This window comes from Photobacterium halotolerans DSM 18316 (assembly GCF_000425165.1).
GTDB classification, from domain to species: Bacteria; Pseudomonadota; Gammaproteobacteria; order Enterobacterales; family Vibrionaceae; genus Photobacterium; species Photobacterium halotolerans.
Map to the genome: position 1 here is coordinate 17886 of NZ_AULG01000017.1, position 12797 is coordinate 30682.

At 48.5% G+C, this 12797-nt stretch carries 12 protein-coding genes and 1 riboswitch; of the genes, 9 read left to right on the forward strand and 3 right to left on the reverse strand.

Translation table 11 applies throughout. The annotated features are described in order from the left end of the window. The first annotated feature begins 2 nt into the window (after window positions 1-2). From H511_RS22600 to H511_RS0104870, 3 genes are read left to right on the forward strand one after another with little or no spacing between them, the layout of a single operon-like run. Window positions 3-536: a DUF2878 domain-containing protein gene (locus H511_RS22600; protein WP_051287877.1), complete on the forward strand. Its 534-nt coding sequence runs from the start codon at window positions 3-5 to the stop codon at window positions 534-536. Between the two features lies 1 nt (window position 537). Then, the gene (locus tag H511_RS22605; protein ID WP_036758827.1) at window positions 538-1041 is read left to right on the forward strand and encodes a chalcone isomerase family protein; all 504 of its coding nucleotides are present in this window, start codon (window positions 538-540) and stop codon (window positions 1039-1041) included. A gap of 21 nt (window positions 1042-1062) precedes the next feature. Beyond that, window positions 1063-1614 carry a DUF3833 domain-containing protein gene (locus tag H511_RS0104870; protein ID WP_081669190.1) on the forward strand — a complete coding sequence of 184 codons (552 nt, stop codon included), beginning with the start codon at window positions 1063-1065 and terminating at the stop codon, window positions 1612-1614. 34 nt (window positions 1615-1648) lie between these two features. Here the strand turns inward: H511_RS0104870 and H511_RS0104875 are convergent, their stop codons facing one another. Further along, entirely contained in the window at window positions 1649-3313 is a 1665-nt protein-coding gene (locus tag H511_RS0104875; protein ID WP_027251294.1) for an ATP-dependent endonuclease, read from the reverse strand. Window positions 3314-3560: 247 nt separating this feature from the next. Here H511_RS0104875 and H511_RS0104880 point away from each other — a divergent pair, with 247 nt between their 5' ends. Next, window positions 3561-3953, forward strand: a complete 393-nt coding sequence (locus H511_RS0104880) for a VOC family protein (protein WP_027251295.1) — start codon at window positions 3561-3563, stop codon at window positions 3951-3953. A 224-nt stretch (window positions 3954-4177) separates the two neighbouring features. Next, a complete protein-coding gene (locus H511_RS0104885) occupies window positions 4178-5983 on the forward strand; it encodes a bifunctional metallophosphatase/5'-nucleotidase (protein ID WP_027251296.1) in 1806 nt (601 codons plus the stop codon). A 295-nt stretch (window positions 5984-6278) separates the two neighbouring features. Here the strand turns inward: H511_RS0104885 and ribB are convergent, their stop codons facing one another. Together ribB and H511_RS22610 are read right to left on the reverse strand one after the other, a co-directional pair. Beyond that, entirely contained in the window at window positions 6279-6968 is a 690-nt protein-coding gene (ribB, locus tag H511_RS0104895; RefSeq protein WP_027251298.1) for a 3,4-dihydroxy-2-butanone-4-phosphate synthase, read from the reverse strand. A 148-nt stretch (window positions 6969-7116) separates the two neighbouring features. Beyond that, a riboswitch (FMN riboswitch) is annotated at window positions 7117-7328 on the reverse strand. A 102-nt stretch (window positions 7329-7430) separates the two neighbouring features. Next, entirely contained in the window at window positions 7431-8372 is a 942-nt protein-coding gene (locus H511_RS22610; RefSeq protein WP_081669191.1) for a hypothetical protein, read from the reverse strand. A 271-nt stretch (window positions 8373-8643) separates the two neighbouring features. On the opposite strand from H511_RS22610, the gene H511_RS0104905 reads away from it, so the two are divergent. The 4 genes from H511_RS0104905 to pntB all read left to right on the forward strand — a co-directional run bounded on the left by H511_RS0104905 (window position 8644) and on the right by pntB (window position 12647). Beyond that, window positions 8644-8838, forward strand: a complete 195-nt coding sequence (locus H511_RS0104905; RefSeq protein ID WP_027251300.1) for a hypothetical protein — start codon at window positions 8644-8646, stop codon at window positions 8836-8838. A 212-nt stretch (window positions 8839-9050) separates the two neighbouring features. Beyond that, window positions 9051-9332, forward strand: coding sequence for an HlyU family transcriptional regulator (locus tag H511_RS0104910; protein WP_027251301.1), 282 nt, complete (start codon window positions 9051-9053; stop codon window positions 9330-9332). A 382-nt stretch (window positions 9333-9714) separates the two neighbouring features. Further along, window positions 9715-11253 (forward strand): Re/Si-specific NAD(P)(+) transhydrogenase subunit alpha, encoded by a 1539-nt coding sequence (gene pntA / locus H511_RS0104915; protein WP_027251302.1) that lies wholly within the window; start codon window positions 9715-9717, stop codon window positions 11251-11253. A 14-nt stretch (window positions 11254-11267) separates the two neighbouring features. After that, window positions 11268-12647, forward strand: a complete 1380-nt coding sequence (gene pntB, locus H511_RS0104920; protein WP_027251303.1) for a Re/Si-specific NAD(P)(+) transhydrogenase subunit beta — start codon at window positions 11268-11270, stop codon at window positions 12645-12647. Window positions 12648-12797 lie beyond the last annotated feature (150 nt).

Consider the following 12797-nt stretch of genomic DNA (forward strand, 5'->3'; position numbering starts at 1 on the left):
CAATGAAAACGTCATGCGATACATCAACCTTATCGACCAAGGCATTACCGACTAAGGCATTGGTTGCCGTTGGCCTGCTGTTTAACGGATTCTGGCTGCTGGCGGTTTTGGGGCAAAACGACTGGATCGCGGTGCTGGCCGGCATTCTGATCATCGTCTGGTGGTGTTTTCCGGCTGCAGTAAAAATGGTACTGCTCACCGCTCTGGTGGGCAGCCTGATGGACGGATTACTGGCCTTGACCGGTGTTTATCGCTTTGAAAGCAGTTTTCTGCCGGCCTGGCTGGTTCTGCTGTGGTTAGGGTTTGCCACCTTTGTCTGGTTCCTGCGTCATAACCTGGCAAGGTATCGGACCTCGCTGGTGTTACTGGCGGGGAGTGTTGGTGGTGCTGGCAGCTATCTGGCCGGAAAGCAACTGGGTGCGGTGTCCTGGCCCTTGGGTGACACACTGACCCTTTTGATAGTGACAACGTGCTGGCTGGCTTTTTCGGGAGCTCTCTTGTTGTGGATACGATCCTGTGCCTTAAAGGAGGTATGAGATGCGTTTACTACCGATTTTCACTGTAGTTTTGCTGCTGGTTTCGCCCTGGTCAATGGCTAGCGGCGCCTGGCAAAGCTGGCCGGTTGTCGGAGAGGCCACCTTAAAATGGGGCCCCTGGGTCATCTATGACTCCCAGCTCCGAACCCCGTCAGGGCAATACAATGCCAGCATGGCGAACTCGGTCGCGCTGGTGATCAAATATCAGCGTGACATCGATAAAGATGACTTACTGGATGCCACGGATGACCAGTGGCAAAAGCTGGGAGTACCGGTTGCCAAGCGTCAGCAATGGCGCATTGTGCTCGATAATATCTGGCCGAATGTGCGTAAAGGTGACCGGCTGATATTTGTTGTACACCCTGATGGAGGAACATTCTACCGGGACAACACTGTGATTGGTGAAGTGCGGGACAGGGAAATGGCGAACGCCTTTCTGGATATCTGGTTATCGCCTCGGACCCGGTATCCTGATCTGAGAAAGCGGCTCATTGGCCAGGTTTGACGTGGCGGGAGAAACAGGATGATGCACATGTATTACACCGGATTGACGTATTGGGTAAAAGTCGTGGCACTGCTGATGGTGCTTGCGATAAGTGGTTGTTCGGCATCGGTTGAGGATCACAAATATCATCGCCCTGAACTGGATCTGTTCAGTTACTTTAACGGCAATATAACCGCCTGGGGGATGCTGCAGGACAGATCCGGCAAGCAGACACGGCGCTTTTTCGTTGATATCATCGGAACTGTTCAGGGTGATACGCTGACTCTCAAAGAAGATTTTGTGTTCGATGATGGTGAAAAACAGCAAAGGGTCTGGACAATACAACGCAGGCCCGACGGTGTTTACACCGGAACGGCAGGAGATGTGGTGGGTGAAGCCACCGGCAAAGTGTCTGGTAATGCACTGAACTGGCAGTACACGCTGAGGGTGCCTGTCGGTGAGACCACTTATGACATCGCCTTTGATGACTGGATGTTCCTTCAGGACGACGCCCGTATGTTCAACGTTGCCAGAATGAGTAAGTGGGGCGTTCACGTTGGTACTGTGACCCTTTTCTTTGAAAAAGCAGGCTAAGTGACGGTGTCGCCTTGTTTGTGTATGTGCTGGCTCAGGTAGTTGAAGCGCGAGCCAGTGCGACCATGCGTTTGAGCAGCCAGCGCAGCAAGGTCGGAATATGATCAATTTCCTCGCTGTCTGTGAACTCCACCATGGCCAGGGCGACATCCGGTTTCGCATGATGTTTGAGTGCTTTTTGTATGATCTTTTTTGGGGGGGCTGGGTGGTCATCCGACACGCGTGCCAGCTTACGAAACAGGGGCTCATAACCGTGGTTAAACAGGAAATGTTCAATATCGAGATCGGGCAATACGGTTAACCTGTGTTTATCCGATTCGCTGCCAAGCATGTGACGTACTGTTTCTGCGTATTTCTTCCCTGCGGCATCGCCATCTGTCACGACATGCCATTCTATCCCCATCAGTTTCGCGATTTTGATAATAGGCCTCAGACCACTCTGCGCAAATTCAATCACCTGCACGCCTTCCGAGGCAAAGTTATAGCCGCACCGGTAAGCAAACTCATTTAACAGCCAGACTTCTGTTTCCCCTTCCACCAGCAGCCAGGCCCGGGCATACAGCGCACCGGGGCGGTGTAACCGTACATGAAAGCCGACTCTGCGCAGTTCATCCCGGCTCAGGCTGTGGCTGTCCAGGCTGTAGACCCGGGTTTTATCGGGCTCTCTGTTAAGTTTCTTTATACTGTTCAACGGGACCACAGAGGCCAGTTCCGGGCTGTTGGTGGTAAGAATTTTCTGCATCGGCATATTAACGACAAAAGCCCACGCCTGATGAAGAATGATGGGATGAAGCCTGCCTTCCGGGTCTTCAAGGACCATGATGGGGCGCGATATGCGCTTCAGTTCTACCGGCCCCCGGGCGCGGATGTAGGCATTGATAAGTCCCATCAGCACCAGCTTGTTTTGCTTGGTCATTTCCGGACGGGCGAGCATTTCCAGGGGGTTAGGGGAAAAGTGACTGCGTTCAGGGAAGTGTCTGTGATCCCGGTGGGGCGCTTTATGGTGCGGTGTAAAGGCAAAATAGTGATCAACCAGCGTTCGCAATGCCCGGATACTGCTTTTGATCTCATCGCTGCTGACATGGCCGGGGCGGGTCAGCAGGCGTCGGCAGGTGTTATCCAGCCGGCGCTCTATTCGGGCGTTGATGACATTTCGTTGTTCCCGTTGCTCCTGATCGAGCTCTTCCTGTTGTTCTGTATCAAGCCGCAACTGTCTCGCGTCGCGGATGCGCACTATGGGGTGTAAAACCATCAGTTGCTTAGCAAGCTTATTGTTATCCGGGCAGTCGATGATATTGCCACCGGCATCAAGAAAATGGCGTTCGGTGATCACTTTGTCATCTTCGCGTTCGCTGCTTATCTGATAGTAAAGCTGTTTACCGTCTTTGCCGTTTCTTACCCACACGGGCTTGAAGGAACGGTAGCGCCGCGCTTTGTGCTCGCCCGGATAGTCTTCAACCCAGTTCAGGACGATTTGTATCTGAGAGACCTGGGTATGGCCCAGTGAGTAGTCAACATGAAAGTCAGAAAAATAAAAGTTATGAAATTTGGCGTCCGGTGAGAGTGCGATACTGAGGGCGTCCAAGAGGGAAGATTTACCCCAGGTGTTTTCACCAATGAGTACCGTCAGCTCATTCAGTGTCAGAGACAAGCGCTTGATCCCTCTGAAACCTGCAATTTCGATTCTGCTTAAATGCATTCTTTACCTGCCTACTGTGCTTGCTTACTGTAAGCCTATAGCATTCAGAGACAGTGTGTTCATGTATATGCTCACAAAATTTACAGAAGCTGTTGATTTCCATCGTGATTGAAATTCAGTCCGGGCGGCTGCTTGTGATGAAGAGATGGGGTTGTTATAGTCCGAACCAGACAACAGTCCGGGCAATGGCTCAGGATTATCAAACACCTATTGGGTAAACGAAGCCCAAATATTCAGGAGTTGGCTGATGGCAAAAATTATTCATACCATGGTGCGAGTGCAGGATCTGGACAAGTCCCTCGTCTTTTATAAACAGGCACTGGATTTGGATGTTGCTCACCGCCTGGATTTTGATGACTTCAGTCTGGTCTATCTGCGTAATGATGAGAATGACATGGAGCTGGAGCTGACCTGGAACAAAGGTGCTGAGCCTTATACGCACGGCAGCGGTTACGGGCACATTGCAGTGGCTGTGGATGATCTGGATGCTGAACACGAAAAGCTGCAGTCTCTGGGCTATGCGCCACTGGACATTAAAGAATTTTCTCGCGAAGGCCAGTTACTGGCACGCTTCTTTTTTGTTTTGGACCCGGATGGTTACAAAATTGAAGTTCTGCAGCGTCATGGACACTATCAGTAATCAGCAATCAGTAATCAGTAATATTTTTACGTATGAACCTGTGAATGTATGAGAAGGCAGCATTAACGCTGCCTTTTCTGACTTTTAGTTGCCTGTTTATGGTGATATTTTTGTGACAGATGAGATATTCATCCCTGGATACGGGCCTTTCCTGTATGATGATATGCACAATGTGATAAGAATCATATCTGATTGAAATATTTCACGGAGAACAGTAAGCCTTTATGACCCGACACACTCAAGCCCGAATTACCATCGCCCATATCAACGATACGCACTCTCACTTTGAACCCTCTGCAATCAAACTGACTTTGCCCGAACATGTGTTAATTCAAACACCAGGGCTGTCTGTCGCCGAGAATGAGCATGAGACGACTGTGTATGCCAGTTGTGGCGGGTTCGCACGGGTATCAACGGCGGTGAAAGAGGCAAGAAAGCAAGCGTATTTAAATGGCCGTGAGTTTATGTTTGTGCATGCCGGCGACTGCTTTCAGGGCACATTGTATTTTTCGCTGTTCAAAGGCGAAGCGAATGCCAGACTGCTTAATGCGATTGGCGTAGAAGCTATGGCGCTGGGCAATCATGAACTGGATATGGGTAACACCCTGGTTGCCGACTTTCTGGATCAGGTCAATTTTCCAATGCTGGCCGGAAACTGGGATTTGAGTCAGGAAGATCAAACTAAGCGTAACCCGCTGAGACCCAAGTCAAACCTGCTGGCCTATAACAATGATACGGGTTGTGCACGTTATATGCTGAAAGACGTGCAGGGTGAGCCAGTCGCGCTCTTTGGCCTGACCATTGAAAATATGGATAAAATTGCCAATCCGGATCCGGATACCTCTTTCCGGTCGGTAGTTTCGGTCGCAGAAAAGACCATTGCGGAGTTACACCGTCACGGAGTGAACAAAATCGTGCTTCTCAGTCATCTTGGTTATGAACGTGACCTTGAACTGGCTGAAAAAGTGGCAGGGATAGGCGTTATCATTGGCGGTCATACCCATACCATGCAAGGGGACTTCACCAATGTCGGGTACGGTAAAAAAGACCAGTATGCCGTCAACATTAAGGGTACCTGTGTGGTGCAGGCCGGTTGTAATGCACTGGCGCTGGGTCAGATTTCGATCGATTTTGCGGCGGATGGCAGTGTTGAACAAGTGTCAGGCGGTAATCAGTTGCTGCTTGGCCGCCAGTTTACCCTGGATGCTACACGCAATGAGCATTTAGACCCGGATTGCCATGAAGTGGTAAAACACTATCTTCAGCAACAGTCGAATATCACTATGTGCGCGAAGGATCCGGTTGTAGAGCACATTCTGAATCTGGATTATCGTCCTGCCGTTCGTGAACGTCAGACCAATAAAGTGGCGGTCGTTACTGAGTCACTCCGCCATGTCAGAGTGCCTGACAGCCATGGTGCCAGCGCGATTGCCCCCCTGGTGGTTGAAAGTTTTGTGCATCATGGCAGACAGATGGGCTTTGAGGTTGATTTTGGCATTCACAATGCTGGTGGTGTCAGAACGTCGCTGAATCCGGGCCCCATCAGTTCTGCAGATATTGCCGGACGTTTATTGCCTTTCGCCATTGGGCTGATGGTTTATAAAGTCAGAGGCGCCAAAGTACGTGAAGCGCTGGAAGGGGCGATAGATAACGCTGTTGATAACGGGGTTGAAGGCACGGGCACCGGCAGTTTCCCCTATACGGCCCATCTGCGTTTTACTTATCGCTGTTGCCGGCCGAAAGGTCAGAGGATAGAAAAACTGGCCTATTTCACAGAAGGTGAGTGGTTGCCCCTGGAAGACGACGCTGTCTATACCTCAGTGTCATCCGGTTATACGGCAACAGGCAAAGAAGGTTATCAGGCGCTGCTGGACTGCGAAATGGCGCCTTTATCACTCGATTGTACTATGGCTGAAGCGTTTGAAAATTATGCGCGTTATCAGCAACAGCTTTCGGCACCGAAAGATGATCTGATCACTTACATTCCCTGTGAGTGTGAGCATGTTGACCACGAACACGGTGCAGCGTAAGGCTCAGCATTGTTGGCTATTCTTCATTATTCTTCACAGTAAGGCCTGGCAATACGTCAGGCTTTTTTCTTTGTATATTTTCCATTTAATGATGCTGACTCTCTGGTCGACTGATCACTGATAAGGTGAGCAAGCAAGAGTCGGGTATGAATCGGGATTGGCTGGATGCAATTTTAATCAGTGTTTGGATTGTGGCCTGGAGTGCACTGACATACTGGGTGCCAGTGTCAGGCATCTGATTAACAAAAATAAGGAAGAGGTATTCAGCAGAATACCTCTTTGCGTGTCGGAGTACTTAAGCGAATGCGGCTTCGGAAGCCGCATTGTCTTCACCTGTCTGCGCTGATAAATGCGCTAATCGGTAGGCAGCAAGATCTTCAATGGTTAAAACCGGCATATTATGACGCTTGCCGAATGCAATCACTTCAGGTAAACGGGCCATGGTGCCATCGGGGTTGGTCAGCTCACAAAGTACGCCGAACGGCTTTTTACCAGCTAATCGCATGAGATCTATGGTTGCCTCTGTATGACCCCGGCGACCCAGCACACCTTCGGAATTTGCTTTCAGCGGAAAAACATGACCAGGCCTGTGCAAATCATCGGGCTGTGCGTCGTCGGCAATGGCAGCTTTGATGGTGGTGACACGATCAGCGGCAGAAACGCCTGTTGTAACTCCCTTTGCTGCCTCAATGGTTACCGTAAAACCGGTTTGATTTACACTGGTGTTATTATCGACCATCATGGTTAACGCGAGTTGGTCTACGCGCTCTTGGGTTAAGCACAAGCAGACAATGCCTGAGCATTCGCGAATCATCAGTGCCATTTGCTCTGTCGTGAGCGAATCGGCGGCAAAAATGATATCACCTTCGTTTTCACGATCTTCGTCGTCAACTACCAATACACCACGACCTTCACGAATAGCGCGGATGCCGGTTTCAACGCGCTCGAAAGCGGTTCCAAAAGGGGAAAGCAGAGACTGATTCATGGTATTTACTCCATTATTAACATTAACGTTACCAGAATCAGGGCGCAAAAAAACAGCGTTTCAGTCAGGCTGAAATAGCTTTACAGGCAGGTGTCAGCAGGCAAGCCACAGGCTCGCTGAACATAATGTAAAAGCAAGAAACAAATCCGCTGATTCTCTTCCATCCGGACTATAACCGTCGGCTCTGGACTCGTTGCATTCAGTAGAGAATGCAGTTTCACCAGATCTGCTGACCTTCATCCACACTGAGCGTGATTGCGATGAAGCGCTCGCGGGCTTCTGTCGAAAAAGCATGGCTTTACCAGCCTGTTTCTGTCAGTTACCGCCGGTGGGGAATTTCACCCCGCCCTGAGAATTCCAGTCGATAATAATGAAATCAATGCGCAAAGAGCAAGACTGACATCACGTTAAAGGAGATTTATCTGTTCAATCAGCACAACTGCTTGTTTTCTGCTCATGGAATCAGTTCACAGAGGACGTTTGCGTTGGATTTTTACTATTGAGCAAGTTGCTCATCCACTTGACCACTAACGGCATGGCATAGATGGGAAGCTGAAGCGCACCAACAAGAATGAGATAGTCAGGGCCTAATGCGGCTCCGGCGACGGTATAAGTCAGCAAGACATTCCGGTTGGCGGAAGTGATCCCCGCAAGAAGACCATTCTGAACATTTTTCCGCATAAACAGCAGAAAACCGCTGATAAAGAAGAGCAGACATATTGCGATACCATAACCAAAGTAAAGTAATCCTTGCTGCCATGACTGATCGACAAATGCACGAAAGTCAGCCACCAGGCCCAGTGGAAACGCCGGAACCAGCAAAATAGTCACTTGCGCAATTTTACTGTGTGTACGCTGAAGAATGTGGGAAGGAACGTAGCGATGACACAGCGCTGATAGCAGCATAGGACCCAAAATGAAAATAACCAGTCGCTGGAAATAAGTCATCAGATCAAGACTGAAGCTGTCATGCCGGAAAAGGTAGAGATTGATACAAAGCACAACGGGCATCAGCAGCGTGGTAGCAATAGTCATTGCCATGGCGGTCATCACATCCAGTCCAACTGAGCGTGCGATGGCCGGTGTGGCAAATAATGAGCCGGTTGCCGCAACCGCTGAAATAGCCAGGGTCAGTGACGCGGAAGCTCCCAAAACAGAGGCAATCAAGGTCGAGAGCATTGACAGCAATGCGGCATGATAAAAGGCGTATACCCAGATTTTCGGCTGAAATAAAAGGCTGATTAAAGCGTTTTGTTTTATCCCAATCAAAGTAAACAACATTAAAAAGAAAAGAATGTAAGGCAAATAAGGGAAAACTGCAGTAGAAATCGCTGGGAAGGAAAACCCAATGAGAGCTGCAAGTAATAAAAGTATTGATGAGTGTCTCGCAAGCAGGGATAACATCTTTCGTCCTGTGTGATTGTTAATTGGTTGTGAACTTTGGTTGGGGCTGATCGGATAACACGCTATTTAGGCATTAATTGATACCATTTCATGACAGATTATTCATCTCTTCAGCGTATATATTTTTTACCGTCAATCAAATTGAAACCTTTACGCAACAGATTAGATTTTTTTATGGTTCATTGGAAAAAATGTCATTTTTAGTTCAAAAAACAACCGGTTAGTATTTGTTCTGTAGAACAACATCAAACCCATCAATAATGAGGCAATCATGGCACAGGCAATGCACTTCGACACCATCACAAATCAGGACGTCATGGAGAAGAAAGCCTATTCGCTGAACATCAAAGGATTGATTGCACACGCACTGGATATTTTGTTACCCCGTCAGCAGGTATCCGTTAAGACTTATCAGGTTTCTCATCTGCCAGTTCATCTGCAGAAAGACATTGGTCTGATCCGTTAAGCATGTTACTTGCTAGACAGCATATAAGCGCCGGCCCGAAAGCCGGCGTTTTTTGTTAATTTTTCTTATGTGAATCTAGTGTAAGACAGTGGTGAATAAAACGGAGTTAGAACATTTTCATCATAATTATCAGTTTTTAATCTGTTTGGGTTTATTTTACATAAGCATATGGCATGATAGTGTCATTAAATATATCGGAAAGGAGTGCTTTCGTGGGGTTCTGGTCAAAGCTCTTTGGAAGAGAAACGGCAGATTCGAAAACGCTTGAAGTGACACCTGAGGAATATAAAGGGTATCTCATTTACCCTGAACCTATTTCCGAAGGCGGGCAGTTTCGGATTGCTGGCAGGATTTGCAAAGAATGTGAAGGTGAGTTGAAAACACACACTTTCATACGCTCCGATTTACTGGCAAGTAAAGCGGATGCGACAACATTGATGGTGAATAAAGCCAAGATGTTCATCGATCAGACCGGCGATGCCATGTTCCGGTAAATTGAGCGCAATGTCTGAGGGAGTAAAGACACTGCGCTGAAATGAATGTTTAGAGACCGGTACTTTTTATCAGGGAACCGGACACTGGTTATTGCTTATTTTATTTTTGCATAGCTGGTGGAAAACCCTGAATGTTGTTGGGAGAAAACGGTAAATCTCAGGGGTGTAGTTCATTTTCTTGTCAGCTTTTTTGCTGATAAGTGAAGCGGGTTACAGAACCTGGGTTTGCCTAAATTGTTGGTGTGATTAACTTCATGTAAGTCAATAACATCCGTTGTTTAATCTCAGGTAAAGAGTGTTGTATTAGTTCCATTCTCAGCCGTTGCGATACTGGGAGCTGGATACTAAATGTGTACATTTTGCTACTGTTCAGGGAATAACGATGCAGATAGGTGTGCCTAAAGAAATACTCGCGAATGAAACGCGAGTGGCTGCGACGCCGAAAACGGTCGAGCAGTTATTAAAAATGGGGTTCAGTGTTGCTGTTGAACATGACGCTGGTATTCACGCAAGTTTTGATGACGCTGCTTTTGAAGCCGCAGGCGCGAGTGTGGTGTCTACGGAAGAAGTGTGGCAGTCAGATCTGATTTTTAAAGTCAATGCCCCCAGTGATGATGAGATAGCCCTCCTGAAAGAGGGAGCCAGCCTGGTCAGCTTTATCTGGCCGGCGCAGAATCCAGAATTGCTGAAGAAATTGTCCAGCAAAAATATCAATGTAATGGCTATGGATTCGGTGCCGCGTATCTCACGAGCACAAGCCCTGGATGCATTGAGTTCTATGGCAAACATTGCCGGTTATCGTGCTGTCGTTGAAGCGGCCCACGAGTTTGGCCGTTTCTTTACCGGGCAGATCACAGCGGCAGGCAAAGTACCGCCAGCGAAAGTCCTGGTTGCCGGCGCGGGGGTTGCCGGATTGGCCGCTATCGGTGCTGCGGGCAGCCTGGGTGCCATTGTTCGCGCCTTCGATGTGCGTCCTGAAGTTAAAGAACAAGTGCAGTCTATGGGTGCTGAGTTCCTTGAAGTCGATTTCAAAGAAGACACCAGCACGGGTGATGGCTACGCGAAAGAAATGTCAGACGAATTTAACAAGGCTGCTGAGCGTTTGTACGCAGAGCAGGCGAAAGACGTTGACATCATTATTACGACCGCGCTGATTCCCGGCCGTCCGGCTCCTCGTCTGATTACCCAGGAAATGGTTGATTCCATGAAACCCGGCAGCGTTATTGTCGACCTTGCTGCGGCCAATGGCGGAAACTGTGCCTATACCGAAGCCGATAAAGTTATCACTACGCCTAACGGTGTAAAAATTATCGGTTACACCGATATGGTCAGTCGTCTGCCGAATCAGTCGTCCCAGCTTTATGCTACCAACCTAGTCAATTTGATGAAGCTGCTGTGTAAAGAAAAAGACGGCAACATAGATATCAACTTTGATGATGAAGTGCTGCGCGGTTTAACCGTGGTGAAAGAAGGTGAACTCACCTGGCCGGCACCACCTATTAAAGTATCCGCTGCTCCGCAGCAAGAAAAAGCAGTCGCCGCACCTGTTACCAAAGCAGTCAAAGAGCCAATGCCGCCAGCCAGAAAGTATGGTTTGATGGCGGCAGGGGCGCTGTTGTTTGGCTGGGTGGCTAATTATGCACCGGCTGAATTCCTTTCTCACTTTACGGTTTTTGTTCTGGCGTGTGTAGTGGGTTACTACGTCGTCTGGAACGTGACGCATGCATTGCACACACCTCTGATGTCAGTGACCAATGCTATATCCGGCATCATTATTGTCGGTGCCTTATTGCAGATTGGTCAGGGGGTTGGCGTTGTGTCCTTCTTTGCCTTTATTGCTGTTTTGATCGCAAGTATCAATATTTTTGGTGGCTTTACCGTCACTAAGCGGATGCTTGAAATGTTCCGTAAAGATAAGTAAGGGAGTTGTTATCAATGTCTGCAGGAATTGTTCAAGCGGCCTACATTATTGCTGCTGTCCTTTTTATAATGTCGTTGGCAGGACTCTCTAAACAGGAATCCGCAAAGTCAGGTAACTACTTTGGTATGGCGGGAATGGCCATAGCATTGATTGCGACTATTTTTGGCCCTGAATCAGCTGGAACCGGCTGGATTATTCTGGCCATGATTGTGGGTGGGGCGATTGGTATTTACTATGCCAAGAAAGTTGAAATGACTCAGATGCCAGAGCTGGTTGCGATTCTTCACAGTTTTGTGGGTATGGCAGCCGTGCTGGTCGGTTTCAATACTTTCCTTGACCATGGTGAGCCACTGACGGGTGCGATGTTAACCATTCATTTGGTTGAAATTTTTATCGGTGTCTTCATCGGTGCTGTGACCTTTACAGGCTCAGTGGTGGCTTTTGGTAAACTTCGCGGCACAATGTCGTCCAAGCCTTTGATGTTGCCTCACCGCCATAAACTGAACTTGCTGGCTGTTCTGGTTTCTCTTGTTTTACTGACCGTTTTTGTGGATCCGGATCCTTCGATCTTCCCACTCATTGTTGTGACAATTATCGCTTTAGCCTTCGGTTACCATTTGGTCGCATCGATCGGTGGTGCGGATATGCCGGTTGTCGTGTCAATGCTGAACTCATATTCAGGATGGGCTGCCGCAGCGGCTGGCTTCATGCTGGCCAATGATCTGCTGATTGTGACTGGTGCTTTGGTTGGCTCTTCTGGTGCGATACTGTCTTACATCATGTGTAAGGCAATGAATCGTTCATTTGTCAGTGTCATTGCCGGTGGTTTTGGTACAGATGGTTCTGTTTCTACCGGCGATGAAGAAGTGGGCGAGTACCATGAATCTTCTGCGGAAGAAGTGGCAGAGATGCTGAAAGATGCTCGTTCAGTGATCATCACACCAGGATATGGAATGGCGGTAGCGCAAGCGCAATATCCGGTACATGAAATTACAGAGAAACTACGGGCAAAAGGTGTGGATGTCAGATTTGGTATTCATCCGGTTGCTGGTCGCTTACCTGGTCACATGAATGTACTGCTGGCTGAAGCAAGAGTGCCGTATGATATTGTCCTGGAAATGGACGAGATTAATGAGGACTTTGCAGAGACAGACGTTGTACTGGTGATCGGTGCTAACGATACGGTTAACCCGGCAGCAATGGAAGACCCAGGCAGCCCGATTGCCGGTATGCCAGTTCTGGAAGTGTGGAACGCGAAACACGTTATCGTATTTAAGCGTTCGATGAATACCGGTTATGCGGGTGTTCAGAACCCATTGTTCTTCAAAGAAAACACCCAGATGCTGTTTGGCGATGCCAAAGAGAGTGTTGAGAATATAGCCCGTTTTCTGTAAGTCATACAGCGAATCACTCATCAAACGCCGCTTACGAAGCGGCGTTTTTCTTTTTTGATATCTGATGCGAAAGCTTCAACAAAAAAGCGAATCAATAGTCTGTAATCTGGGGGCTGATTGACCTGTTATGATGGCGAGAACGGGTAATCC

Bases quoted from the DNA above. Each gene is read 5' to 3' on its own strand.
- ribB (WP_027251298.1), bottom strand. From the start codon at position 6,968: ATGAATCAGTCTCTGCTTTCCCCTTTTGGAACCGCTTTCGAGCGCGTT.
- pntA (WP_027251302.1), top strand. From the start codon at position 9,715: ATGCAGATAGGTGTGCCTAAAGAAATACTCGCGAATGAAACGCGAGTG.
- H511_RS22610 (WP_081669191.1), bottom strand. From the start codon at position 8,372: ATGTTATCCCTGCTTGCGAGACACTCATCAATACTTTTATTACTTGCA.
- pntB (WP_027251303.1), top strand. From the start codon at position 11,268: ATGTCTGCAGGAATTGTTCAAGCGGCCTACATTATTGCTGCTGTCCTT.
- H511_RS22605 (WP_036758827.1), top strand. From the start codon at position 538: ATGCGTTTACTACCGATTTTCACTGTAGTTTTGCTGCTGGTTTCGCCC.
- H511_RS0104875 (WP_027251294.1), bottom strand. From the start codon at position 3,313: ATGCATTTAAGCAGAATCGAAATTGCAGGTTTCAGAGGGATCAAGCGC.
- H511_RS0104885 (WP_027251296.1), top strand. From the start codon at position 4,178: ATGACCCGACACACTCAAGCCCGAATTACCATCGCCCATATCAACGAT.
- H511_RS0104870 (WP_081669190.1), top strand. From the start codon at position 1,063: ATGCACATGTATTACACCGGATTGACGTATTGGGTAAAAGTCGTGGCA.
- H511_RS22600 (WP_051287877.1), top strand. From the start codon at position 3: ATGAAAACGTCATGCGATACATCAACCTTATCGACCAAGGCATTACCG.
- H511_RS0104905 (WP_027251300.1), top strand. From the start codon at position 8,644: ATGGCACAGGCAATGCACTTCGACACCATCACAAATCAGGACGTCATG.
- H511_RS0104880 (WP_027251295.1), top strand. From the start codon at position 3,561: ATGGCAAAAATTATTCATACCATGGTGCGAGTGCAGGATCTGGACAAG.